Source organism: Mesorhizobium sp. M0478 (assembly GCF_040321305.1).
Taxonomy (GTDB): Bacteria; Pseudomonadota; Alphaproteobacteria; order Rhizobiales; family Rhizobiaceae; genus Mesorhizobium.
The window spans coordinates 257,586-282,069 of sequence record NZ_JAMYRH010000002.1; the positions used below are offsets into that span (position 1 = coordinate 257,586).

General features: G+C 64.1%; 28 protein-coding genes. All 28 read right to left on the minus strand.

Annotated elements, in window-relative coordinates:
- Positions 1 to 20 precede the first annotated feature (20 nt).
- Positions 21 to 287, minus strand: coding sequence for a flagellar biosynthesis protein FliQ (gene fliQ, locus NKI64_RS05630; RefSeq protein WP_023671896.1), 267 nt, complete (start codon positions 285 to 287; stop codon positions 21 to 23).
- Between the two features lie 24 nt (positions 288 to 311).
- On the minus strand, positions 312 to 719 hold the full coding sequence (gene flgD / locus NKI64_RS05635; RefSeq protein WP_023683289.1) for a flagellar hook assembly protein FlgD: 408 nt from the start codon (positions 717 to 719) through the stop codon (positions 312 to 314).
- Complete coding sequence (gene flbT / locus NKI64_RS05640; RefSeq protein ID WP_023683290.1) at positions 719 to 1,162, minus strand: flagellar biosynthesis repressor FlbT; 444 nt, start codon at positions 1,160 to 1,162, stop codon at positions 719 to 721. The genes flgD and flbT overlap by 1 nt, the downstream gene beginning before the upstream one ends.
- On the minus strand, positions 1,159 to 1,506 hold the full coding sequence (gene flaF, locus NKI64_RS05645; protein WP_023671893.1) for a flagellar biosynthesis regulator FlaF: 348 nt from the start codon (positions 1,504 to 1,506) through the stop codon (positions 1,159 to 1,161). The genes flbT and flaF overlap by 4 nt, the downstream gene beginning before the upstream one ends.
- Positions 1,507 to 1,536: 30 nt before the next feature.
- The gene (locus NKI64_RS05650; protein WP_023683291.1) at positions 1,537 to 2,580 is read right to left on the minus strand and encodes a flagellar hook-associated family protein; all 1,044 of its coding nucleotides are present in this window, start codon (positions 2,578 to 2,580) and stop codon (positions 1,537 to 1,539) included.
- 3 nt (positions 2,581 to 2,583) lie between these two features.
- The gene (flgK, locus tag NKI64_RS05655) at positions 2,584 to 4,038 is read right to left on the minus strand and encodes a flagellar hook-associated protein FlgK (RefSeq protein WP_023701067.1); all 1,455 of its coding nucleotides are present in this window, start codon (positions 4,036 to 4,038) and stop codon (positions 2,584 to 2,586) included.
- 176 nt (positions 4,039 to 4,214) lie between these two features.
- Positions 4,215 to 5,468: a flagellar hook protein FlgE gene (locus NKI64_RS05660; RefSeq protein WP_023671890.1), complete on the minus strand. Its 1,254-nt coding sequence runs from the start codon at positions 5,466 to 5,468 to the stop codon at positions 4,215 to 4,217.
- A 94-nt stretch (positions 5,469 to 5,562) separates the two neighbouring features.
- Positions 5,563 to 6,231: a response regulator transcription factor gene (locus tag NKI64_RS05665; RefSeq protein ID WP_023683295.1), complete on the minus strand. Its 669-nt coding sequence runs from the start codon at positions 6,229 to 6,231 to the stop codon at positions 5,563 to 5,565.
- Between the two features lie 220 nt (positions 6,232 to 6,451).
- A complete protein-coding gene (locus NKI64_RS05670; RefSeq protein WP_023747162.1) occupies positions 6,452 to 7,039 on the minus strand; it encodes a transglycosylase SLT domain-containing protein in 588 nt (195 codons plus the stop codon).
- Positions 6,972 to 8,357 (minus strand): flagellar hook-length control protein FliK, encoded by a 1,386-nt coding sequence (gene fliK / locus NKI64_RS05675; RefSeq protein ID WP_352666936.1) that lies wholly within the window; start codon positions 8,355 to 8,357, stop codon positions 6,972 to 6,974. The genes NKI64_RS05670 and fliK overlap by 68 nt, the downstream gene beginning before the upstream one ends.
- A complete protein-coding gene (locus NKI64_RS05680) occupies positions 8,354 to 9,784 on the minus strand; it encodes a MotC family chemotaxis protein (protein ID WP_023703976.1) in 1,431 nt (476 codons plus the stop codon). The genes fliK and NKI64_RS05680 overlap by 4 nt, the downstream gene beginning before the upstream one ends.
- The gene (locus NKI64_RS05685) at positions 9,781 to 11,127 is read right to left on the minus strand and encodes a MotB family protein (protein ID WP_023686352.1); all 1,347 of its coding nucleotides are present in this window, start codon (positions 11,125 to 11,127) and stop codon (positions 9,781 to 9,783) included. Before NKI64_RS05685 ends, NKI64_RS05680 begins: the two co-directional genes overlap by 4 nt.
- Before the next feature lie 31 nt (positions 11,128 to 11,158).
- Entirely contained in the window at positions 11,159 to 11,785 is a 627-nt protein-coding gene (locus NKI64_RS05690) for a hypothetical protein (protein WP_352666941.1), read from the minus strand.
- Between the two features lie 3 nt (positions 11,786 to 11,788).
- Positions 11,789 to 13,429: a flagellar basal-body MS-ring/collar protein FliF gene (gene fliF / locus NKI64_RS05695; RefSeq protein ID WP_352666944.1), complete on the minus strand. Its 1,641-nt coding sequence runs from the start codon at positions 13,427 to 13,429 to the stop codon at positions 11,789 to 11,791.
- 192 nt (positions 13,430 to 13,621) lie between these two features.
- Positions 13,622 to 14,506: a flagellin N-terminal helical domain-containing protein gene (locus NKI64_RS05700; protein ID WP_352666947.1), complete on the minus strand. Its 885-nt coding sequence runs from the start codon at positions 14,504 to 14,506 to the stop codon at positions 13,622 to 13,624.
- Positions 14,507 to 14,789: 283 nt separating this feature from the next.
- The gene (locus NKI64_RS05705; protein ID WP_023683303.1) at positions 14,790 to 15,674 is read right to left on the minus strand and encodes a flagellin N-terminal helical domain-containing protein; all 885 of its coding nucleotides are present in this window, start codon (positions 15,672 to 15,674) and stop codon (positions 14,790 to 14,792) included.
- A 210-nt stretch (positions 15,675 to 15,884) separates the two neighbouring features.
- Positions 15,885 to 16,616, minus strand: coding sequence for a flagellar type III secretion system pore protein FliP (fliP, locus tag NKI64_RS05710; protein ID WP_023686348.1), 732 nt, complete (start codon positions 16,614 to 16,616; stop codon positions 15,885 to 15,887).
- Complete coding sequence (locus NKI64_RS05715) at positions 16,613 to 17,113, minus strand: flagellar basal body-associated FliL family protein (protein WP_023673655.1); 501 nt, start codon at positions 17,111 to 17,113, stop codon at positions 16,613 to 16,615. The genes fliP and NKI64_RS05715 overlap by 4 nt, the downstream gene beginning before the upstream one ends.
- A 17-nt stretch (positions 17,114 to 17,130) precedes the next feature.
- On the minus strand, positions 17,131 to 17,835 hold the full coding sequence (flgH, locus tag NKI64_RS05720; protein ID WP_023691727.1) for a flagellar basal body L-ring protein FlgH: 705 nt from the start codon (positions 17,833 to 17,835) through the stop codon (positions 17,131 to 17,133).
- Positions 17,832 to 18,413, minus strand: a complete 582-nt coding sequence (locus NKI64_RS05725; protein ID WP_027049841.1) for a MotE family protein — start codon at positions 18,411 to 18,413, stop codon at positions 17,832 to 17,834. Before NKI64_RS05725 ends, flgH begins: the two co-directional genes overlap by 4 nt.
- A gap of 3 nt (positions 18,414 to 18,416) precedes the next feature.
- Positions 18,417 to 19,658, minus strand: a complete 1,242-nt coding sequence (locus NKI64_RS05730) for a flagellar basal body P-ring protein FlgI (RefSeq protein ID WP_023683306.1) — start codon at positions 19,656 to 19,658, stop codon at positions 18,417 to 18,419.
- Positions 19,655 to 20,182, minus strand: coding sequence for a flagellar basal body P-ring formation chaperone FlgA (gene flgA, locus NKI64_RS05735; RefSeq protein WP_352666950.1), 528 nt, complete (start codon positions 20,180 to 20,182; stop codon positions 19,655 to 19,657). The genes NKI64_RS05730 and flgA overlap by 4 nt, the downstream gene beginning before the upstream one ends.
- Positions 20,183 to 20,188: 6 nt before the next feature.
- Positions 20,189 to 20,977, minus strand: a complete 789-nt coding sequence (flgG, locus tag NKI64_RS05740; protein ID WP_023686343.1) for a flagellar basal-body rod protein FlgG — start codon at positions 20,975 to 20,977, stop codon at positions 20,189 to 20,191.
- Positions 20,978 to 20,988: 11 nt separating this feature from the next.
- A complete protein-coding gene (gene fliE / locus NKI64_RS05745) occupies positions 20,989 to 21,324 on the minus strand; it encodes a flagellar hook-basal body complex protein FliE (protein WP_023673649.1) in 336 nt (111 codons plus the stop codon).
- Positions 21,324 to 21,740 carry a flagellar basal body rod protein FlgC gene (flgC, locus tag NKI64_RS05750; RefSeq protein ID WP_023686341.1) on the minus strand — a complete coding sequence of 139 codons (417 nt, stop codon included), beginning with the start codon at positions 21,738 to 21,740 and terminating at the stop codon, positions 21,324 to 21,326. Before flgC ends, fliE begins: the two co-directional genes overlap by 1 nt.
- Before the next feature lie 2 nt (positions 21,741 to 21,742).
- Positions 21,743 to 22,123: a flagellar basal body rod protein FlgB gene (gene flgB / locus NKI64_RS05755; RefSeq protein WP_352666954.1), complete on the minus strand. Its 381-nt coding sequence runs from the start codon at positions 22,121 to 22,123 to the stop codon at positions 21,743 to 21,745.
- Positions 22,124 to 22,208: 85 nt separating this feature from the next.
- Positions 22,209 to 23,075, minus strand: a complete 867-nt coding sequence (locus NKI64_RS05760) for a hypothetical protein (protein ID WP_023673646.1) — start codon at positions 23,073 to 23,075, stop codon at positions 22,209 to 22,211.
- Positions 23,062 to 24,483 (minus strand): flagellar protein export ATPase FliI, encoded by a 1,422-nt coding sequence (gene fliI, locus NKI64_RS05765; RefSeq protein ID WP_023710976.1) that lies wholly within the window; start codon positions 24,481 to 24,483, stop codon positions 23,062 to 23,064. The genes NKI64_RS05760 and fliI overlap by 14 nt, the downstream gene beginning before the upstream one ends.
- Between the last annotated feature and the right edge of the window lies 1 nt (position 24,484).

The window sequence follows — 24,484 nt, forward strand, 5'->3', positions numbered from 1 at the left end:
CAGCCGCCTGCAAGCGCTGCCTAGAACCCGTTTTCGATGCGTTCGAAGATGACGTTGGTGAAGGCCGATATCTGGCTGCCGATGAACGGACCGGTCAGCGCCACGACCAGCATGATGGCTACGATCTTGGGTACGAAGGTCAGGGTGATTTCCTGGATCTGGGTCAGGGCCTGGATCAGCGCGATGCCGATGCCGACCACCATGGCAACCAGCACCACCGGCGCGGACGCGACGAGCACCGTCCACACCGCATACTGGACGATGTCTAGGGCGTCGGCCTCGTTCATGTGAGCGCGCCTCTATGGAACTGTCTAGCTGGCCGGCTTTATCGAAACGCCCGCGCCGACCGGCACTTCGGTGCCGTTCTGCAGCACGGCGATCACGCCGTTGCTTGCAAGCCTGACCGAGGCCACGACGCCGGTCGTCTTGCCGTCGGCCGAGGTGATCGAACGGCCGATCAGGGCATCGGCCTGCGACAGCGCCGACGACTGCATGATCTGGTCGAGCTTGGTGTTGGTCTGCACCGATTGCTCGACCTGCGAGAAGGTGGCGAGTTGGGCGACGTACTGCGTCGAATCCATCGGTTTCGTCGGATCCTGGTTCTTCATCTCGGCGATCAACAGCTTCAGGAACGACTGGTAGTCGACCGCTGTCTTCGACGTCTGCTGGGTACCCTGGTTGGCGCCCGTGGGGATCGTCGTCGTCATGTCCACATTCATCAGTATTGTGCTCCCACGGCCAGCGGGCGCTTCGCACCCTGAACATCGTCATTGCCGCCAAGTGCGCGGCGTTCGAGCGGATAAAGCGCGCGGATAGCCTTCAGCGCTTCATAGATATGGTCTTCGCCGACCATGCGGTCGATCTGCTTCAGCGCACCACTGATCTGCTCATCCTCGAAGCTTGCCAAAAGCAAGGGCAGCGAGCGGCGGAACATGGCGCGCGCCTCGATGGCGCCGGCCGGGTTCATCAGCATCACCTGCAGGATGAAATAGAGCTGCTTGAGCGGCGTCGAGGCATCGTCGGCCTGGATGACATGGTTCTCGAGCAGGAACTGTACGTCGTTCATCAGCTCGACGGTGACCTTGCGGTCGACGCGGATGACGGCGCCGTTGATGTAGATCTTCTCGTTCGGCTTCAGCGATATCTTCAGCGTGTTGGTCATTGAATGCCGTCCCGGATGATCTGGGACACTTCGATCAGCCCTTCGAAATTGTCGGTGCGGCCCTGGCGGATGTCCTCGGCCTCGCGCAGCAGCCACAGGCCGATGGAGATGAGGTTGGCGCGCAGTTCCTTGGGCAGGACATTGTCGCTGGAACCGAGATCCTCGACGAAGGTGGTCCAGACCCGGTTGGTGAAGTGCAGCGCTTCGACTGCCTCCATCGAGGTGTGGCCGACCGCCGCCGCCGCCGCCAGCATTTCGATCGAGCGGGTCAAAAGCTGCCGCTCGCGATCTTTCGCATCGGCAACGGAGTCGGTCTGGATGTCGGCGTAGGAGAATTGGTACATCGTTTGGCTCTACCGTTGCGGTTGAGATTGTCAGGTCAGGTAGTTCAGCAGGCTCATCTGCTGCAGGCGCGCGGTCAGCGCGAAGGACGTCTCGATATGCTGCGTCAGATCCGCGACGCGGGTGGCGGCCTCGGCCGGATCGACGCCCTCCAGATCGAGGATATGGCGCTCGAACAGGTCGACCTGCGTCTTCATGCGGTCGCTCGCGTCGGAAACACGCTTCTCGGCAAGGCCGGTCTCGGCCTGCAACTGGCCGAGTCCGCCCAGCGCCTCGCCGACCATCGCCTGGGCGCGACCGACGACGGTGGTCTTCGCCGCCTGGCTGATGTTGCCGGAGAGCAGGCCGGTGACCAGGGCGGAAGCCATGGCGAGCTTGCGGATGCTGTCTTCATTGGCGCTGGCCGAGGTCTGGGTGGTTTCGCCCAGCGAAATGCGGCTGACGATCTGCTGGTCGGTGGCGTTCGACCAGTTGGCCTGCCAGCCGGCGCCCATGAACTGCGGCACGACATTGCTGGTGATGAAGCCGTCCATCTGGGCGGCGGTGATGTTGGCGGCGAGCGGATCGGTCTGCGTGAAGCCGAAATACGACGAGAAGGAAGCGTCGAACGCCGCCTTGGCCGGCGAGCCGGCGGCGGTGAAATCGTCGATCGGCTTGACGTCGGTGTTGGTGCCGGCAAACAGATATTCGCCGTTGACGCTGGCATTGAGGATAGAGGTCATCTGCTGCACGGCGGCCTTGCCGGCTTGCTGCGTGATGGTGCTCGAGGAATTGCCGGCGGCGGTCAGTGCGGTCAGCAAATTCTGCGCAGTGTCGGAAAGCTGGCCAAGCGCAGCCTGCGTCGAGGACAGCCGAGCGGTGACCAGCGAATTGGAATCGATGATGACGTTCAACCGGTCGAGGTCGCGCGAGAAGGTGACCGCCTGCGAGGTGCGCGCGCCGAGCGCCAGACCGACATCGGCGACGGTGCCGGTCGTCGATTCCTTAGTGGCTTTGACCAGTTCGCCCTGCATGCGCATCTGCTGATAGCGCGCGGCGTTGGAGAGAGCGGCTGAGGAGACGGATGTGGCTTTCATGGCTTATCCCACGGCATCGAGCAGGGCCGACAGCATGTCGTCGACGGTTTTCATCATGCGCGCCGAGGCCTGATAGGTGTGTTCGAGGTCGAGCAGCAGCGACATCTCCTGGTCGACATTGACGCCGGTGTCGTTGGACAGCGCCTCGGCGGTGCGCGATGCCAGCGCTTCCTTGGCGTCTGCATTGCTCGAGGCCTGCTGGCGCTGGCCTTCGAACCAGCCAATGGCATTGGCGGCGTAGTCGGAGACGCTGGACGTCACGGTGATGCCGGCCGCAGCGTCGAAAGGCATCGGCTTGTCGAGCTTGTCGCCATAGCCGATCAAGAGCTGCGAATAGGAGGCGTTGCCGGCGGTGTTGGCGATATACGCCGCACCATTGGCGCCGCCGTCGCGCAGCAGCACCGGATTGCCGCCGACGCTCGGGTCCATTGCGGCGTTGACCTTGATCGAGCCGGCAAGCCCGTCGATCAGCGTGCCGGCGGCCGGAATGGCGGGCGCACCCGACCAGGTGAACAGGCCGGTTCGGTCGGGCTGCGAAGGTGCTGTTTCGGCAAAGGCGGTGATGAGGCCGCGCGCCACTTCGTCGAGCTGGCTCTGCATCGTCGCCGCGACGCCGTCGCGCAAGGTAATGAGCCCGGCGAGCTTGCCGTCGGCGCTGGTGTTGCCGCCAGCCCCGGCGCTGACCGGCACATTGTCGATGTAGATGGTGTTGCCTGGTGTGCCGGCCGTGTAGCCCGCCGACGGGGTGAAACTTACCGAGCGCGGAATGGTCTCGAACAGTGTCGTGCCATCCTTGGTGGTGATGACCATGTCGTTGTCGCCCCGCGTGAAGGTTGACACCGGCACATAGTCCGCGATCTTCTTCAGCAAAGCGTCGCGCTGGTCGAGCGCGTCGGATGCGTCGGTACCCGAACGGGTTGCGGAGATGACCGCCTTGTTGGCGTCCTGGAACTGACTAAGCAGCGAGTTGAGATCGTTAACCGCCGTTGATATCTCGCCATCGGCCTGGGTGCGGAAATCCTGGATCGCGTTGGTGCCGTCGTTCAGAGCGCGCACCACCTGCTGGGCCGCGTCGATGACGCTGGAGCCGAGGTTCTGGTTGGATGGCGTAGCGGCGTAAAGCTGCAGCGCGTTCTGCAGCTTGCCGATCGCGGTCGAGGCAGAGGAGGCGTTGTCGACGCCGTTGACGGCAACGGCGAGGCGGTCAATTCCGCTGTAAAGCGTGCTCTGGCCGCTCCATGCCGATTGCGCGCTAAGGTTCTGGCGAAACAGCAGGGCGTTGGTGGCGCGCTGGATCTCGACCGAGCGGGCGCCGGGCGCGCTGCTGACGACGACCGCCGTGCGGCGGGCATAGTCGGGGTTGCTGGCGTCGGCAATATTGCGGGAAAGGACGCTGGTCTGCTTCGATGTGGTCTGAAGCGACTGTTGGGCTATGGTCAATGCGGAAGTCAGCGACATGCGGGTCTTTCACGAGGCCAGTGGGGAGGGGATGACGTCTCTGCCCTGTCGGCGGCGTCGGCGTTCGGAAACCTGCAATTCCAGACCACCCCGGCCGGTTTGCCGGTGTGGTCTGGAATTCGAAATCCGCGCACCGCGCTGCTCTGGTTTGGGTTCATTCCCCTGGCGCCCGTCGTTTATCTCTTCAGGTTGACAAGGACATCCATGAGGTCGGAACCGGTCTGGAACACTTTCGAGTTAGCGGTGTAGCTGCGCTGCGCCGCGATCATGTTGGTCAATTCCTCGGCGATATCGACGTTGGAATTTTCCAACGCGCCGGAGATGATGCTGCCGAGCTTGCCTTCATTGGCGAAGCCGATGCGCACGGTGCCGGAGTCGGTGGACTGCGCATAGACATTGCCAGGCAGTGCGGTGAGGTTGTCGGCGCTCTGGACGTCGGCCAGTGGGATCTTGAACAGCGGCTTGGTCGAGCCGTCCTGATACTGGGCGTAAATGACTCCGTCCTCGCCGATCTGGATCTTTTCGATCGTGCTGGGCGCGTTGCCGTTGACCTTGGCTTCGGAGACCGTGAAGCCGGTGCCGAGCTGAGTCAGCTTGGACAAATCGAGGTCGAGCGACGCACCGCCCGGTACGGGGATCGTTATGCTGTCGACCGCGCCGGTTAGCTTGCCGGTGGTGGTGTCGAAGGTCAGGTTGGCCGTGGCCAGCGCGCCGCCCGTATAGGGGAAGGATGTGCCCGGCGTCGCCTGGGACTGGTCGAACACAGAGACCGACCAGGCGCCGGTGCCGGTGTTGGTGAAATAGACGTCGAGCAGCTTCTTGTTGCCGAGATTGTCGTAGGTGACCATCGAGGACTTCGACGTGTATTCGGCGGTCGGGCTGTTGGTGGAAGGCAGCGGACCGGCGGGCGGCGTGGCGCCAGCCGGCAGATTGGCGTTGAAATTGCCTGTGGTGCTGGGCGTCGCCGTCATTTCCTGGTCGGAGATCTGGACCGGAACCAGCCCTTCGAAGCCGTTGGCGGTGGCTGCCGGCGTGCCGTTGGCGTAGCTGTATGCCATCAGCTGGTAGCCGGCGGCGTTGACCAGCCTGCCCTGAGCGTCGGGAACGAATGCGCCGGCGCGGGTGAGGAAAGGCGTTCCGCTGGGGTCCTGGACGACGAAGAAACCGTTGCCGTTGACCGCAAGGTCGGAAACCGAGGTCGTGTACTGCAGCACGCCCTGGGCGCTGATGGCCGAGCGGATGGTGGTGTTGACGCCGCCGGAATTATAGGCGCCGCCGACCTGCGGCATGATCAGCGTCGAAAACTCGGCCGAGGATCGCTTGTAGCCGGTGGTGTCGGAATTGGCGATGTTGTCGGCTGTCGCCGACAGGCGGTTGGCCTGGGCGTTCATGCCGGAAACGCCGGTCCGCATCATTCCGTAAAGGCTCATCGAAACGTCTCCTCAATGCCCAAGATCGTTGGGCCTATGTCTGTGGTCGCGAGGATATAATTTTTGTCTTGCGCGAGGCTGGCGCAGACCGGCATCAGAACACCAGCCGGTAGCCGAGGAAGCGCTTGGAATCTATCGGGTCCTGACCAAGCTTTTCGCGCAGTTTCTTGCGCAATTTGGAGATGTGGCTCTCGACGACGTTCTCCTCGACCTCTTCGTCGAAGATGCCGTAGATGGCGTTGAAGACCTGGGTCTTGGTGACGCGGCGTCCGCGGTTGCTCGCCAGATATTCGAGGATGCGGCGTTCGCGGCGCGGCAGAGGCAGCGGCTGGCCATCGATCTCGGGATCGCGGCCATCCATGAAGATGCGCATGGCGCCGATCTCGGTGTAGCTGACGTCCTCATGGGCGCGGCGGCGGATGGCGGTGATGCGGGCCAGGATCTCCCGGATGTGGACCGGCTTGCGGATGACGTCGTCGACACCGCTCTCGAACAGCCGCAGCGTATTCTCGAGCGAGTGCTGTTCGCTCAGCGCAATGACCGGAGCGCCGGTGCGGTCGCGGATCTGGCGTGGCGAGATGGCGCCTTCGCGGCAGTCGCCGATGAGGAAGGCTCGGACCGATCGCAAATCCGTGTCGGCGGCCGATGTCACCCACTCGCCGAATTCACCGGACGCGAAGCCTGCACAGGCGACGCCCTCACGATCGAAAAGTGAATTATAGCCTTCAGTTACGAGCTCACGCTCGTCAACGATTACAATCATCGGTCCCGCCTCCGAATCAGATCATCTGCCCCGTGGGAAGAGCCGTAACCGGTGCCGGGAATCCTGAACAACCATCATTTCTTGTAGCTATTTTCTTGGGAGTTATTTCGAGTTTCGAAATAACCGCAATCAGGAGGTTGTATCGTTGGTTGCCGAACGGGTGACGTAGCACGTCACCCGCCGGGCGTGGATTTGCAGCCGTTCGCAAGAGCTGATTCACCTAAGGATTGCAAAAGTTGCGGGCATTCGGGGTCCATTTGCCGAAGCCGGTGGCGACCATATTGGCGATGACGCGGCAGACATAGAATTTCTGCGCGGGATCATTGTCGGGGCCGGCGTGGTAGCGGGCGACGGCCATCGACCAGCTGACATGATGCGCATGCAGGCTGGCCAGGAAGCGTGCGGCATAGTCGACATTCTGGCGCGGGTCGAGCATGTCGTCGACGCTGCGGAAATGCGCGGCGTGATAGTGATGGTTGATCTGCATGCAGCCGAGATCGATGAGTGTCTTGCCCTCGCGCCGGGCTGCTTCGAAGGTGGCCAGGGCCTCGGTTCGGTTCCTTGGAAATACCGCTTTCCCCTCTATATTCAACGCGTTAGGTTGCAAGCTACCCTTCTTGCCGGTCTCGGTCAGCCCGACCGCATAGAGGATGCCGGCGGGCACGCCATAGCGGTCGGCGGCACGCAAAATCTCGGGCTCGCAAGGGTTGGTGGCGGCGGTGGCCGGCTTGGTGGCGAGGCTAGATAAACATATCGTCGCCAGCGCGCTCGCGAGCAGGCGCGCCAGCGCGGCCGAATTCCTGGGCATCGTCATTGCGGTTTCTTCCCGACTGCTGGCCGTCCGAACCCGTATTGTTGCCGCTCGAGTTTCCGGGCTGAAAAGCGGACTGGTCGCGGCCTTGCGGCATTGGATGCGAGTTCGCTGCATCGCTGCGGGCCGCTGCGTGGATCGCTATCGAGGGTTGCAGGATGGTGACCTTGTCGACATCGAAGCCGAGCCCGCGCAACGACTTCACGATGGCGTCGCTATCGGTGGCGAGACGGCGGTAAGCCTCATGGGTTTCGGGCTTCAATTCTATCGAAAGTTGTTCTCCGGAAAGCCTGAGACTGGCGGTGACCATGCCGAGCTCTGCCGGGTGAAGCTCGATCTTCAATATATGTGTCGGAACGGCAACAGAACCGGCCGTCTGGGCGCTCGTCGACGGCGTCGAAACCGCTTGCCGCAGTCCGTTGTCCGAAGCCAGCACGTCGATAAGCGCCGAAGTCGTCTGGTTCATCGGGCTTTGCGCCGGGGCCGGGAAGCTCTGTTCGGCAACAATGTCGACGCGCGCAGCGAATGGCGGCTGTTTTCCCTGTGTGGCCGATGCCGCGGAATGGGCTCCATCGACGGACTTCGCCGACGGCGCGGACCGTTTTGCCTCGGGTGCCGAAACGTCGCTTGCCGTCTGGTCCGCCGGTAGAGGAGGCGTCGGACCATCCTGGTGCGGCAGTTTGCCGGACTGGAGCCCGATCGCGGGCAGCTTTTGCCCCTGATCCTGTGCGGAAACGCTGGTACCGGGCTTGGCCCGTTCCGATCGCGTCGTCGTGTCGAGTCTGTTGTCAATGCCGGACGCTGCGCGGTGTCTCTTCAGAGGCGACGTCTGTGCAGAAATGGCCTCGCCAGCGGGCGCCGGTTGCCCAGTCTGTCCATTCGTCGCGATGCCGTTCCCGCTTGTCCGGACCGTTGAGAAATGCCTGATATCGTGCAGCGCCAGCACCAGTGGCAAATGATCCTGCAGCGATCCTGCATCCGCGTCTCGTCCGGCCACCTCAGCGTCCTTGGATGGTTTGTCCGGGCCACTATCGGCATGTTCTTTTGCGGCCTTGCCGGCAGCGGATTTCGTGCCCGTTTTGCCAGACTGGGTGTGTGGGATTTCGCTTTTGCCGGGACCGGCAGGGCTGCGTTTGGCCCAACGCAGCTCGTGCGACGCGGCCTCAATTGCTCCCTGGCCTATCGGTGTCGGCGCATCGTCGTCGCCGCGCACCATGTCGCCGAAGCTTTTGTCGCCGCCCTTGGCGTTTGAGGCCGACTGCTTCGATCCGGCGTGCGCGGGAGCCGGCAGGGCCTGGCCAACATTGGTGGTCATTTCGGGGCTGCTCCAAGCATCTGGTCGATCAAATCGAGCTGGCGACGCGTCCTCGCCATGGCGGCGTCGGTGGGATCGGTAGGCTCTACTGCGGCGGGGGCCGGCACCGATGCCGGCACGACCGGAGCCGCATCGCTGGCCGGGGCGACTGCAGGCGTTTCCGCCGCCTTTGCCTCTGGCGTGCTTGGTGCCTGCGCGGCCGGTTCACTTGCCGCCTTCAGTCGGTCGGTTGCGGGCTGTTCACTCGACGTTGTGGCGGCTGGCTGTTCCGGCATCGCGCCTTCGACCGGCGGCAGCTCTGGCTCGTCGGGTCTTTCCACGGCCGCGGTCTTGACCGGCTCCTGCCTGGCCGCGGCAGGTGCGGGCTTTTCGGCAGGCAGCGGCGCCGGCGGGGCGATGACTTCACCCGCCACGGCCTGCGCGGCATCGAGCAGGTCGCGGTCGCTTTGCGAAAGCTGGTTGCGATCGATCTTATCCAGCTTGGCGCGGACCTCGCCGATGGTGCCGGACGTTACCGTGGACAGGCTGGAATAGAGCTGGGCGCGCGGATCGTCCTGATTGTGGATGCCGTCGCGGCCCCGTTCAGCCCTGGCCGAGGCAAAGGCGGAGAGATCGGCAAAGCCGTCGATCGCGGCGCGGCGGGCGATGCGCAGATAGATCACCTTCTCGCGTTCTGGATCCATCATTGCGGTGATGTCGGCGAGCTTGTCCTGGCTGATCGCCATGTGCAGCGTGATGACGCCGGAGACGAAGGCGTCGGCGAACTGGCTGGCATAGGGCGAATAGAGGTAGTCTTCGACGTATTGGGTTGAGGCAAGCGCGAAACGCGCACCGTCGCCTTGCGCGGCGGCGATGCCGACCGAGCGGCGCAGTGCTGCTTCCTCGACCAGCGTGCCGGGGCTGAGCAGGCGAGCATCGTCGAGCAGCGCAAGCGCGCTGACCGGTTGCTCGGTGGCGAGAAGCGAGCCCTTGACCAGCGCCAGAAAGGCACCGACATCGGGGGGCAGGGTCATCGGATCGATCGGCTTCAGCGCCTCGATCGCAGCCGCCTGCCGGCCGTTCAGATAATCGACAATGCCCTTGGCGATGGTCAGGCTTTGCGGGTCGGTCTTGGCGCGCGACACCGCCGCCTCGACGGTGACGGGGTTGCCGCCACTCATGCCATAGACCAGCAAGGCGCGAAAATTCTTCGGGTCGCTGAAATCATCTGCGTCCGCCGCGCGCAGCCTTGTGTCGGCCATTTCGAGCAGCTTGGCCTGCATCGGCAGCGCGGCGTGATCGCCGGCGGCGATGCGGTCCTGCACAAGCTGCAGCGAGCGCACCAGCTGATAGGGCTGCAAGCCGTCCTCGGCGAAGGCCGATGGCGGATGGACAGCGCTCAGCAGCAGCAGCCCGACGGCGCGGCCGATGATGGCGGCGCGCCTCATCCGTCGGTCGCCATCAGGATTTCGATGCGGCGGTTCGCGGCCGCCATCGGGTCGGCTGCAATTTTCGGCTCGCGATCGGCGAAGCCGGCGACCTCGGTGATGCGGCGCTCGTCGACGCCGCCGCGCACCAGCATGTAATAGGCGGAATGGGCGCGCGCCGTGGACAGCCGCCAATTGTCGTAAGTGTCGCTGCGGAACGGCCGCGCGTCGGTGTGGCCGTTGATGCTGATCGTGCCTTTCTGCTCGTTGACGATGCGGCCGATCTTTTCCATCGCCAGCACCAGTTCACGCCTAGGCACCGCCGATCCGATCTCGAACATGCCGAAATCGAACTGGTCCGTGATCGAAATGACGACACCCTTGTCGGTGGCTTCGACGGAGACGCCATTATGCAATTTGTCGCCTGGCTTGAAGGCCTCGGCCAGTTCCTGCTTGACCTGCGCCGCGGCTCTAACAGTGGCGGCCGTCGGCGCTTTTTCCGCGGCTTCGGGTTTGGGTGCGGGTTGTGCTTCGGCGGCTTCGGCCTTTGCAATTTCGGCCTTCGCTGCTTCAGCCTTGGCCTCTGCTTTGGCTTCAGCCTTGGTCAGCGGCTTATCGGAAACGGATTTCGCCAGCGGCTCGAGCGGCGCCGCGGCCACTGGCGGCGCGGCCGGCACGGCCTTCACCTCCGCCACTTGCGTCTGTGCCGCCTTGTCACCCGGCTTCAGGGGATCGCCTTCGATCTTGGTGCGTTCGGCGGTGGCTTCGGCGCCTGGTGCAGCCACCTGCTGCGACCAGAAATCCGGCGCGAACGGGTCGCGGTAGGATTGGCCGCCGGATGCGCCGGTAGCCGGGCCGGACGCCTGCGCGCCGCCATCGCCCTTCTCGCTGACATTTTGCATGACGCCGGTGTCGGTGGCGATTTCCGACAGCACCGCATAGGGATCGGCAAACAGATGCTCGTCGGAAAGATCCGTCTTTGGCGCCGATTCCTTCGATTGCTTCTTGTCGGAAGTACCGGCGCCGCCGACGCCGTCCTGTCCGGCCTTGCTGGTCTTGTCCCGCGGGTCGTCCGCCGTCAGCCCGACCTTGCTCGGGCCATCGCCGAGGTCTTCGAGGCCCTTGCGGCTGGCGTTGCGATCGACCAGCTTGACCGGATTGAAGTAGCTGGCGACGGCTGCCTTGGTCTGCTCGTTGGCGGCGTTGATCAGCCACATGACGAGGAAGAAGCACATCATGGCAGTCATGAAATCGGCAAAGGCGATCTTCCAGACGCCGCCATGGTGGGCGTCGTCGTGGTCGTCGTGGTTGCGCCGCACGATGATGATCTCATGCCTGGCGTCTGCGGCCTCGACAACGCTCATGACGTCCACTCGTTCGTAAGAGGGCCCTCGCTCATGACAGGGCCTCCGACAAGGCGGCCGACCATTCGGCAATGCGGGTTTCGAACACCGCCTCGTCAATGGCGACGGTAAGGTCGAAGCCGGGCGCCTCGACGAAATCGAGATTGGCCGCGCGTGGGCCGAGCGAAGCCTTCAGCGTCTCGAACAATGACAGCGGTCCGCCCACGGCGATGCGCACCGCCTCGCTGTCGCCGACGGCTTCGCGGATCGTGCCGGCAAGGGCTTCCAGCGAACGCTTCTGCAGATCGTCGCTGACAAGGCCGCCAATGATGCGCGCAATGGTGGCGCCGACGAGGTCGCTTACCTTGGCCTCCATGATCTCGATACGGGCAGTGACGACCGCGCCGAGATCGCCGCCGAAACTTTCCAGAAAGGCCTTTGCTTCATCGGCATTGGCCTGTCTCTGCGCCTCGAGCGCTGCCTGGTGGGCGATGGCAAGGCGGGCTTCAAGGGCGGCTTCGGCATCGATGACCGCTTCGGCGATCAGCGCGCCGATGTCGGCCTGCGGCGCCGACGTCTCCGGCCTTGGCTCGGCCATGGCCGCGAGCGAGGGCTGGCCGGCACGCTGGCTGTGTGCGCCGAAATCCGGCAAAAGGTCGAAAAGCGCTGCCGAGGCCATGGTCTATACCGCTGCTTCCTGGGCCGCCCATTTGCGCAGGATCTGCGCGGTGCGCTCCTCATTGATGTCGACCATGCGGGCAAGCCGCTCCTGTGGCGCCGGCCTGATCTTCTGGCGAAGATCATCGAGTGGAGTCGGGCCGGGGCGGCTGCCGGGCAAGGCAGCCGGCGCCTGTTCGGCGCCGGCGGCTTCGGGTGTCGGCAGTGAACGCTGGACGTCGTCGAAGCTCGGACCGGCAAGTGCCGGCGTCGGCCGCGCGCTCAGCGCGGTGGCCATTGGCCTCAGGCCGAAGAAGGCGACCAGGAACACCACGACGATGAAGGCGCCGGCATTGATCATCGTACCTACATGGGTTCCGATCGATGCCATTATGCCCGGCTGTTCGACCGCTTCGCCGTCCAGCCCGTCGATGAACTCGACCGCCGACACATCGATGATGTCGCCGCGCTTGTCGTCGAAGCCGGTGGCCGAGGCGACCATTTTCTGGATGTCGGCGACGCGCTTGGCGATCTGTTCGGGTGTGGCGTCCTTGCCGAGGATGGTCATCAGCCGCTGCTGATTGACGACGACGGCGATCGACATCTTGGTAACGGAATAGCCGTTCGAGACTGTGGCGATCTTCTTGGAGTTGATCTCGTAATTGGTGATCTCCTCCTTGCGGTCGTTCGCCGATGACGTCTGCGGACCATCGGTGCTGGTCGCCTGGGTCTCGGGCAGGTTCTGCTCGACGGTGGCCGGGGTCGAGGCCTGCCTCTGATTGCTGTTTTCGTTGGCGCGCACCGACTGCACGGAACGCTCCACGCGCGACTCCGGATCGAAGATCGTCTCTTCGGTCTGGCGGGTGTCGGTGTTGACGTCGGCCTTGACGCTGGCGCGGAAATTGTCGGGGCCGAGATAAGGCGTCAGCGCGCGGCGGATGTTGTCGCCGATCTGCGCCTCGACGGTCTGCTCGACGCCGAGCGTGCGGGCAGCACTTGTGTTGGAGGGATCGTCGCCGGCGGCGAGAAGGTTGCCGTTGGAATCGAGCACGGTAACCTTGTCGGCCGACAGGCCCGGCACGGCGGCGGCGACGAGATGGCGGATCGACATGGCGCTCTTTTCGGCGTCGATGCCGGAATAGCGGATGACCACCGAGGCGGAGGGTTGCTGTTCGTCGCGGCGGAAATTGGCGCGCTCGGACATGACGATGTGAACGCGGGCGGCCTTGATGCCGGATATCGACTGGATGGTGCGGGCGATCTCGCCTTCCAGCGCGCGCACGCGGGTGATCTGCTGCATGAAGGAGGTCAGCCCGAGCGAGCCGACATTGTCGAACAGTTCGTAGCCGGCATTGGCGCTGGTCGGCAGGCCCTTTTCGGCGAGCAGCATGCGCGCCTGCGCGGTGGTGCCGGCCGGCACCAGCACGGAGGTGCCGTCGGAGCCGACGTCGAAGCCGATGCCGGCCTCGCCGAGCACCAGGCCGATCTGGTTCACGTCGGAGCGATCGAGCCCGACATAGAGCGTCTCATAGGCAGGGCGGTTGAGATAGACCGAGCCGATGCCGATGACGGCCATCACCAATGCGGCAATGCCGGCCAGCATGGCAAGGCGCCTGACGCCAAATGCCCTGAGATTCGAGATGATGCTCTGGATCTGTTGCGGCACGATTCAAGCGCTCCCAGCATGATATTCCGTGGGAACACTAGACCGCGAAGCTTGTGCGAAGATGATAGAGCATGTCGCCCGGAAGTGCAGCGGTTCCGGGTCAACGACATGCGTCAAAACACAGCCACAAAGCGAAAGGGCCGCGCTGTCGGCGCGGCCCTTCAATTCAAGAAGGAGAAAGCCGGGTCAGGCTTACTGCTTGAACAGCGCCAGGATCGACTGCGAGTTGCCGTTGGCGATCGACAGCGACTGGATGCCGAGCTGCTGCTGGACCTGTAGGGCCTGCAGCCGCGTCGATTCCTTGTTCATGTCGGCGTCGACCAGCGCGCCGACGCCCTTGTCGATCGAGTCCGACAGGTTCGACAGGAAGCTCTTCTGGGTATCGATGCGCGACTTGGCGGCGCCGAGATAGGCAGCGCCCGTGGACAGCTTGGCAAGCGCCGTTTCAACGGCGCCAAGTGCGGTGTCGATGGCTGCCGGAAGGACCTGGGTTGTGCTGGGATCGAAGAAGGTCGTCGCCAGCAGAGCGCCGACGATGCCGCCGGTGCCGGGAAGATCGAGGACCTGCGTGTCGGCCGCCTTGACGTCGATGGTGTCGATGGCGACGGTCGTGCCGGTGCGGTTATAGGACGCGACGATCTTCAGGTCGGAGGTCGCAGCAGCGTCGTTCTGCAGCAGGTTCGAGCCGGCATAGGAGGCGTTGGTGACCGACGACTTGATCTGGTCCTGGATAGCCTTGATCTCAGTGGCGATCTTCTGCTGGTCGTCCTTGCTGGCGCTGCGTGCAGTGACCAGCTTGGCCTTGATCAGGTCGACCTGGTCCTTGATGTCGGTGATGGCGGTGTAGGCGGTGTCGACCTTGCCGGCGCCGAGGCCAAGCGCGTCCTGAACGGCCGAAAGCGCCTTGTTGTCGGACTTCATCGTGGTGGCGATCGACCAGTAGGCGGCGTTGTCGCTGGCGGTGGCGACGCGGTAGCCGGTCGAAATGCGTGACTGGGTGGTTTCAAGCTGCTTGTTGGTGTTGCTCAGGCTCTGCAGCGCGGTCAGAGCCGAAGCGTTCGTCATGATGCTAGCCAAGATATTTACCCCTTTTCAAACACTGGCGTGTCCCGGAACACGCCGGATCAACTTCATCAAGGGGGTAGGCATAAGCCCATCGACCGTATGGTCTGCCCGCCATGGAATGGTTAACCATGACTACCGGGATATGGTTAACGGCCTGTTAAACCAAACCATTCAGGGCGCTGGCCAAGAGCAAAAATCGGCAGCCATTTAGCAAGAAAATCAACAGCCGCAAAAAGAAATCGGGCCGCGCTGTTGGCGCGGCCCGACGGATGGTGTCAGTCGTAATGTCGAGAGATCAGCCGCGGAAGAGCGACAGGATCGACTGCGAGTTGCCGTTGGCGATCGACAGCGCCTGGATGCCGAGCTGCTGCTGGACCTGGAGGGCCTGCAGACGGGTCGATTCCTTGTTCATGTCGGCGTCGACCAGAGCGCCGACGCCCTTGTCGATCGAGTCCGACAGGTTCGACAGGAAGCTCTTCTGGGTGTCAATGCGCGACTTGGCAGCGCCGAGCGAGGCAGCGCCGGTGGACAGCTTGGCAAGCGCGGTTTCAACAGTGCCGAGCGCGGTGTCGATGGCGGCGGGGGTAACCGCCGTGGTGCTCGGGTCGAAGAAGGCAGCGGCGAGCAGGCCGCCGACGATGCCGCCCGTGCCGGCGACATCGAGAACCTGCGTATCGGCAGCCTTGACGTCGATGGTGTCGATGGTGACGGTCGCGCCGGTACGGTTGTAAGCCGCAACGATCTTCAGGTCGGACGCAGCGGCAGCGTCGTTCTGCAGCAGGTTCGAGCCGGCGAAGTTGGCGTTGGCGACCGAGGACTTGATCTGCGCCTGGATGGCGTTGATTTCGGTCGCGATCTTCTGCTGGTCTTCCTTCGAGGCGCTGCGGGCAGTGACCAGCTTGGTCTTGATCAGGTCGACCTGGTCCTTGACGTCGTTGATGGCGGTGTAGGCGGTGTCAACCTTGCCGGCGCCGAGGCCGAGGGCGTCCTGCACGGCCGAGTTGGCCTTGTTGTCGGACTTCATCGAGGTCGCGATCGACCAGTAAGCGGCGTTGTCGGAAGCGGTGGCAACGCGGTAGCCGGTCGAGATGCGGGCCTGCGTCTGCTCGAGGGATTTGTTGGTGTTGTTCAGGCTCTGCAGCGCGGTCAGCGCCGAGGCGTTCGTCATGATACTGGACATGGCTACTCGTACCTTGATTTTTACAGGGTGTTTTTGACATACCGGCTTTTCCGGTATGACGGAGCGGCATCATGCCAATGATCGTGAGACCCGATCACCCGCCATCTGCGAGCAATATGCGGGCAAGTCCCTACCAAAGGGCTAAACGGGACGGTTAACCGGAAATATATTGCATAAAATTTTAGCAAGGCGCCAAGGGCGCGCGGACGGTCAGGTGAAGGAGCGCACCAGGCTGCCGACAAGCAGGTTCCAGCCGTCGATGAGGACGAAGAACAGGATCTTGAAGGGCAGCGAAACGACGGTCGGCGGCAGCATCATCATGCCCATGGCCATGGTGATGGTGGCGACGATCAGGTCGATGACGAGGAACGGCAGCACGATCAGGAAGCCGATCTCGAAGCCGCGGCGGATTTCGGAGATCATGAAGGCCGGCACCAGGATGCGCAGGTCGACGGTGTCCCTGGCAACGACCTGGCCGCGTTCGCGGGCGAGATCGGCGAACAGGTCGAAGTCCTTGTCGCGGACATTGTGCAGCATGAAGGTGCGGAACGGGTCCGAAATCTTTTCGAACGCCTCGGTCTGGCTGATCTGGTTGTCCATCAGCGGCTTGACGCCGGTGTTCCAGGCCTGGTCGAAGGTCGGCGCCATGACGTAGAAGGTCATGAACAGCGACAGCGAGATCAGGATCAGATTGGCCGGCGTCGACTGCAGGCCGATGCCGGCGCGCAGGATCGAGAAGGCGATGACGAAGCGGGTGAAGCTCGTCACCATGATCAACAGGCCCGGCGCCACCGACAGCACGGTGATCAGACCGAACATCTGGATGATATAGCCGACGGTGGCGCCGTCGGCCTTGCCGATGCCGCCGAGATCGAGCTGCTGGGCGGCGGCGACAGAGGTGGCGGCGACGACGATCGCGGCGGCGAGGACGAGTTTTCTCATTCGAGCAGCAATGTCCTGATCAGAACCTGTTTGGCATGGCCACCGCTGCGGATTGCGGCGCGCTCCTCGAGGTCGGCTTTCAAATGCTGGTAGCCGCTGGCGCCTTCGATCTGATGCATCTTCAGGGTGCGGACCATGGCAAGCAGGTCCTGGTGAATGCTTTCGGTAAGTTCCGGCGGCTGCGGCGCATCGTAGACCACCGACGCTTCCAGCCTTATCCAGGTGTCAGCAGGCGAAGCCAGATTGGTGGTGATCGGCGCCAGCTGGACAAGCGTCGGCCCGGTGCCGGGAGCATGTTCGGCCGCCTTGCTCGGTTGCTCGGCATTGGACTGGTTCTCCGGTGCGGCGGGCACAGGCACCGGTCCCCCGACGCCCTTCAGATAGCCGCCGGACATCCAGCCCATGCCGATCGCGGCGCCCGTCACCGCCAGCAGCATCGCAAGCTGGATGACAAGCGACGGGCCCTTTTTTTGCTGAACCTGTTCGACATTTGCCACGGTGCCGTTCTCCAGTCCTAAAAGGGGAGGACTTGGTCGAGGATCTGCTGACCGTAAGCGGGCTGCTGGATTTCGCTGACGCGGCCGCGGCCGCCATAGGAGATGCGCGCCTCGGCGATGCGTTCATAAGAGATGGTGTTTTCAGCGCCGATATCGGATGGACGCACCATGCCGGCGATGGTCAGCACTCTGAGCTCGTAATTGACGCGCACCTCCTGTGAGCCCCGGATCATCAGATTGCCGTTGGGCAGGACTTCGGTGACGACGGCGGCGACGTTGAGCTCGAGGTTCTCCGAGCGCTTGATTTCGCCGTCCGCATTGGTTTCGGTGGTGGAGCTCAGCCCCGCGTCGCCCTTGCCGCTGGTGGTGGCACCTTCCCATCCGAGGTTGACGTCATAGCCGAGCTTGCGCCCGGCGGTGCGGCTGCGATCGTTCTGGTTCTTGAAGTTGGCCTTGTCGTTGAGCTTGATCCTGACGGTCAGGATGTCGCCGTCGCGCAGCGCGCGCGGGTCGGTGAACAGCCGGCTCTGGCGGTCGTCCCACAGCGAGAATTTCTTCACCGGCGCGGCTGGCGTTTCGGGATAGGAGTAGGGCGCATTGACGCTGCCGGTAATGCCGGTGCCGACCGGCGACAGCGCCGGCTCCCTGCCGATCTCCCTGGGGTCGGAGGCGCAGCCGGCAAGTGAAGCCGTGGCGACCAGGGCGAGAATATGCGACTTCATGACGGATCTACCCTTCGGGCCGCGCTGGCCATGATGCCGGTGAGTGTGGCCGCTGCCTTCTGGTCCATCTCGTTGAGAATGACGCCGGCCTTGCGCGAATCGAGTTTCATCAGGATGGCGGCGGCGAGATCGGCGTTGACCATGGCCAGGCGCTCGGCCGCGGCATCCGGTTTCATGCCGGCATAGATCTTGACGACGCCATCCTCGGCGCGGGCCAGGAAGACTTCACGCCGTTTCAGCCATTGCTCGTATTCGGCGCGCTTGTCGTCCAGCGCCTTCATGCGCAGGTCGATGCCGGCCTGCAGCTGCTTCAGCTCTTCGGCCTGCAGCGCGTAACGGCGGTCGCGGGCGGCGTCGGCGATGTTGGAGCAGAAGCGCTGGATCTCGCTTTCATCGGGCACCTTCTCGCGGACCAGCTGCTGCACTGCCGCCGGCTGTTGCCCGCCAGGCAGAACCTGCCGCACCGCTTCTTCCGCGCGGACAGTGCCGCCGGCAAGGACGGTGGCGGCGATGACGCAAGCTGCCAAGGCTGCGCTGCGGCGGTGCTGCTTTTGGGAAAAGAAATCGATCATCGGCATGGCCTATTGGAGAACCAGATCGGCCTGCAAAGCGCCGGCCGACTTGATGCCTTGCAAAATGGCAATGATGCCGTCCGGCTTGACGCCGAGACGGTTGAGGCCCGACACCAGCGTTTCGAGGTTCGGTCCGTCGAGCACATTGACGCGGGCGTCAGGCCGCGTGGCGTCGATGGTGGTGAAGGGTTCCTCCGCTGTCACGCCCTTGGAGAACGGTTCCGGCTGGACGATCTTCGGCTGTTCGGTGATGCGCACGGTGAGCGTGCCGTGGCTGATCGCCACCCGCGAGATCTTGACCTCGTTGCCGATGACGATGGTGCCGGTGCGTTCGTCGATGACGACGCGTGCCGGCGTGTCGGTCTCGACCACCAAATTCTCGATCTCGGCGTAGAAGCGCGCCGCCGAAACATTCTTCGGCCGCCTGATCTGCACGGTACGTGCATCGCGCTCCGCCGCCACGCGCATGCCGAAGCGTTGCGAGGTGTAGCCGTTGATGGCGTCGGCGATGCGAACGGCAGTGGAGAAATCGGGGTTGCGCAATTGCAAGGTGAGCAGCGCCTGGTCCTCGAATTCGGCGCGCACAGTGCGCTCGACGATGGCGCCGTTGGGCACGCGGCCGGCCGTCGGCACGCCCTGCGTCAGCTTTTCGGCATCGCCCTGGGCAGTGAAGCCGGAAACGATGACCGAGCCTTGCCCGACAGCATAGATTTCGCCATCGGCCGCCTTCAGTGGCGTCATTATCAGCGTGCCGCCGGCAAGCGATGTGGCGTCGCCCATCGAGGAGACGTCGATGTCGATGCGGGCGCCCGACTGCACGTAAGGCGGCATGTTGGCGGTGACGATGACGGCGGCGACGTTCTTGGCCCGCGCGCTGCCGCCTTCGGTGGCGATGCCGAGATTTTCGAGCATGGCGCGGATCGACTGTTCGGTGAAGGGCGAATTGCGCAGGCTGTCGCCCGATCCGGCGAGGCCGATGACGAGGCCGTAGCCGACGAGCTGGTTGTCGCGCGAAGCCTGCAGCTGCGCAATGTCCTTGATGCGCGATGCGACCTGGCCGGGTGGCAGAGAGCTTGGGCCGTTGGAGACCCTGAACATGCGGTTGGTGGTGGCCGGATCATATTCGGGATCGACAAAGGCGCCGCCATTCTGGCCGGCAAGATCGCGCTTTTGCTTCGGCGTAAGACCGTCGGCCAGCGCCGGCTGCAGGCCGACAACGGTCGCGAGCAGAAGGGCAGCTCCGCGTCTCATGACGCGCTGACCCGGACGGTGCCGTCCGCCATCACCGTGCCGGAAAAGATCTTGCCGCTGTCTGTGTTGCGGACCTTGATCAAATCGCCGGCGGCACCCGGCTGCAGCGACACCGCCGTAGCCGAAATGGTGAGGTCGTCGGCGATGAAATAGACCTGCACGGCGGCGCCCTGTTCGACCAGCCAGGCGTCGCGGATGGCGGCGGCCGGGATGTAGCGGCCGGGCAGCAGCGTGCGCTTGGCGACCTTGCCCTGGAGTTCCATGGCCTGCGTGGCGACCGCATCCGGCCTGTGCTTTCCGGGGAGCAGCGTCACCGGTTTCAGCACGCCGGTGTCGATCATCTCGCCGGGATAAATGACCCGGTTGGGGATCAGAACGATCTCGCCGGTTGCCTGACTGCTCGCGACGTGGGTGCTGGTCTGCTGGTCTGCGCTCTCCTGGGCAAACGCCGGCACACCGCCGGCTACCAGCGCGAGCATCAGCGCGGTGCGGCAAAGCGCGGAGCGGGAGGCCGGAGAGAGCATCAAACCTTACCTGATGTTCTTGGACACGACGGAGGCCATGTCGTCGGCGGCCTGGATCACCTTGGAGTTCATCTCATAGGCGCGCTGCGCCGAGATCAGCTCGGTGATTTCCTTGACAGGATCGACGTTGGAGGCCTCGAGATAACCCTGCTCGACCGAGGCGAAGCCGGGATCGCCGGGCACGCCGACATTGGCCGGGCCCGAGGCCGGCGTTTCCTGGAACAGATTATCGCCGAGCGGCGCCAGGCCGGCTTCATTGGCGAAGTTGGCGAGTTGCAGCTGGCCGAGCAGCTGGAGGTCGGTCTGGCCGTCGATGCGGGCAAAGACCTGGCCGGTCTTGTTGACCACGACTTCGATGGCATCGGTCGGCACGGTGATGGCCGGGATGACATTGGCGCCGTCGACGGTCACCAGCTGGCCGGTGGCGTTGGTGTTGAAGGCGCCGGCGCGGCTGTAGAGTGTGCCGCCGTCGGCGCCCTCGATCTGGAACCAGCCTCGGCCGGTCAGCGCCATGTCGAAACTGTTGCCGGTCGAGGTCAGTTCGCCCTGGGTATGGACGTTGCGCACCGCCGTCGTCTTGACGCCAAGGCCAATCGACACGCCTTCCGGCACCAGCGATGAATTGGAGCGGTTGGGCACGCCCTGCGTGCGGTCGACCTGGTAGAGCAGGTCGGAGAATTCGGCGCGCGCGCGCTTGTAGCCGGTGGTGTTGATGTTGGCGATGTTGTTGGCGATGACTTCCAGATTGGTCTGCTGGGCATTCATGCCGGTCGCTGCGATGGCGAGTGCTTTCACGGCAAGTCTCCTCAGATGCCCATACGGCTGATTTCGAGATAGGCGGAGACGACCTTGTCGCGGATGGCGATCGTGGTCTGCAGGGCCTGCTGGGCGCTCATGACGGCGTCGACGACCTGGCGGGTGTCGGCGTCGCCCCTCAGCGCCTGGATCGACACCTGCTCGGCATTCTGCAAGGTGTTGACGGTCTTTGAAGCAGCCTGGCTCAGCGCTTCGGCGAAGGTGGTGCCGATTTCGCTGCCGGCCATCGGCGCCCTGGTGCCCTGGAACAGGTCGGTCGTGGTATCGGCGCCGCCGATCTCCGGCTTGAGGGGAAGCGATCCGATACCGCCAATGCCGCTGATCATTACTGGTTCCTCATCAGGTCGATGGTCATGGAGATCAGATCACGCGCCTGCTTGATGACCTGAAGGTTGGCTTCGTAGGAGCGGTTGGCTTCGCTCATGTCGGCCATCTCGACCAGCACGTTGACATTGGGCATCTTGACGTAGCCCTTGTCGTCGGCGGCCTCGTTGCCGGGCTGGAATTCGACGGGAAAGTCGCTGGGGTCGCGGTCGATGGAGTTGACCTCAACTGTCGTGCCACCGGAGGCACGGTCGAGTTCCGAGACGAAACTGATGGTCTTGCGGCGATAGGGGTCAGCGCCCGGGGTGTTGCCGGTCGACTGCGCGTTGGCGAGATTTTCCGAGACGACGCGCAAGCGGTCCGACTGGGCGCTGAGGCCGGACGCGGCGATCTTGAGGGCTGAGGTCAAGGCGTCCATGGTCAGCTCTTCACCGCCATCATCATCATCGAATGGAAGGCCTTGACGATCGCGGTGTTGAGTTCAAACGAGCGGCGGACCTCGCCGGCCTTTATCAGTTCGTTCTCGACCACGACCGTGTTCTTCGAGGGCATGATGGCGCCGGTCGTCTCTTCTGGCTTGACCGTGAAGCCGGCATTAGTGGCGGCAGTGCCGAGGTGGCCTGCCTGGGTGGCGGTCAGCGACACTGCCGTGCGGTCGAGCACCTTCTCAAACGGCTCGACATCGCCGGCGGTGTAGCCCGGCGTGTTGACGTTGGCGATGTTGCCGGCAATGGCCGACTGGCGCACCGACAGCCATTGCGACTGCTTGGCGGCGAGATCGAAAAGATTGACGGGCTCCATGGGGATCTCCGGGCTGGTACGTACAAGACTAGGCTGCCAGTCTTGCGCGGACCTTGCGCGGCTCGGGGGTAAATCCGGTGTGCCGCTATTTGGAGAGTTCGATCACCTGGTCGGTGCTGGTGACCATGACCCACTTGCCGCCCCGTTGCTCGATCGACGAGACGACGCTGGTATCGGGCAGCTTCGAGCCGCGCTGGACGATCCACAGGCCGGCATCGTCCTCGATCATGGCGCGGCCATTGGCGACATGAACCATGCGAAATTTGGCGTCCGCCGGGAAGGGCTGCTCGTCGACGCCGGGAGGCTGGGTCTTGTCCTCGGGGTCCTGCAGCGTGCCGGTGGCGAACAGGTCGACATCGGGAACATCGTTTGCCGTCAGCGGCTGACCGCTGTTCTCCATCTGCGAGCCGCCGCTGACCCGCCCTGCATTGGTGCCGCTGCCGCCGAACTTGATCGCCTGCACGCCGAACTGGTCCTGATTGAAGAAGATATACCAGGGAAACAGCGCGCAGATCAGGCCAAGCGTGATGCCGAGCGCGGCAAAGACGATATCGCTGCGGCGGTCGGATTTCTTGTCGAGCCTGGGATATTGCGGCCTTGGCGGCTGCGGCCATTCGGTGACCGGGAACAGCCCGTCGAGAAGCGAGTCACGACTGGTCTCGATCGCTTCTTTGGGGCCGGCGCGAGGGGTCCTTGGCAATTCAGGCTTGACGACGCTGGGCAAGGCAGGCTCGGCCAAGCGAGGCACAGTGGACTCGACTACGCTGGCTACCCTGGGCAAGAATGGCCTGGCGGCCCTGGCCAGAATGGCCTCAGCCTTGGCGGCCTTGTCGAGATCGGCCTTTGCCCTGACAGCTCTCGCTTCGTTGGCCCGGGCTTCCTCGGCGGCACTGGCCTCTGCGATCATCTCGCGCAAAAGCCGCTCGGTGTACTGAAGCTCAGTCTCCTGCATCGACACTTTGCTTGCCTTTCAGATGACGGGCGAGGTCGGAGAATGCGTCGCTCGAGGCGCGATCCCTGGGCGACTGCGTCAGCGCCTCGTAGATCAGCGGCACCTGGCGCACGGCAATATCGAGCTCGGCATCGGCGCCGCCCTGATAGGCGCCGAGCAGGCGGATGTCGCGCGTGTCCTCGAAGCGCGAGATCATCGACTTCAGCCTGGTCACCAGCATGCGTTGCTCGGGGCTCCATGCCTTGTCGGCGAGGCGCGAGATCGACGACAGCGGATTGACCGGGGGGTAGCGGCCCTGTTCGGCAATGGCGCGGTCGAGCACGACATGGCCGTCGAGAATGCCGCGTACCGAATCGGCGACCGGGTCGTTGTGGTCGTCGCCGTCGACCAGCACCGAGATGATGGCAGTGATTGATCCCTGTCCTTTGATACCGGGGCCTTCAGCGCCCGGGCCAGCGCGTTCGAGCAGCTTGGGCAGGTCGGTGAAAACCGAAGCGGGATAGCCGCGGGCGACCGGCGGCTCGCCGGTGCCGGTCGCTACCTCGCGCAGCGCATGGGCAAAGCGGGTAATCGAATCCAGCACCAGCAGCACGCGATGGCCCTGGTCGCGAAAATGTTCGGCAACGCGCATGGCGGTATCCGGCGCGCGCCGGCGCATCATGGCGCTCTCGTCGCTGGTAGCGACGACGGCGACCGTCTTGGCCATGCTCTCTGCGCCGATCGTGTCTTCGAGGAATTCGCGTACCTCGCGGCCGCGCTCGCCGATCAGCGCCACGACCACGGTGTCGAAGGCGTCGGCGCCGGCCAGCATGGCGAGCAGCGTCGACTTGCCGACGCCGGAACCGGCAAAGACGCCGAGGCGCTGGCCGAGGCAGAGCGGCGTGAAGATGTCGATGACCTTGACCCCGGTCGTGAAGGCGGTGCCGACGCGCTGCCGCGCCATGGCGCCGGGCGTTGTGCCGTCGCCGCTCGCAGCCTCGCCGATCCTGATCAGCGGCGGGCCGCCGTCGATGACGCGGGTCAGCGCGTCGATGGCGCGCCCACGCCACGAAGCATGCGGCGTTACCGTCAGCGGGCCGCGGCGAAACACGGCGTCGCCGATGCCGGCGTCGGCGCTGCGTTCGAAAGGGGCGATGACGACTTCGTCGCGGCCGATCCTGACGATCTCGCCGCGGCGCGTGCCGGCATTGCCGCGCTGTTCGACGAGGTCGCCAAGCCTGGCGACTTCAGACAGGCCGCGCACCTTGTAATGCGTTGGCGAAACCTCCGAAACACGGCCGCCGCGCCGCAGCAACGTCTCGGTGTCATCGAAGCGGCGCCAGATCCGCTCCAGCGCAGCCAGCCGGTTTTCCGGTGCTGTCTCCGGTTGCCGTTCAAGCGCGCGTATCGATGATTTGCTGCTCGACATG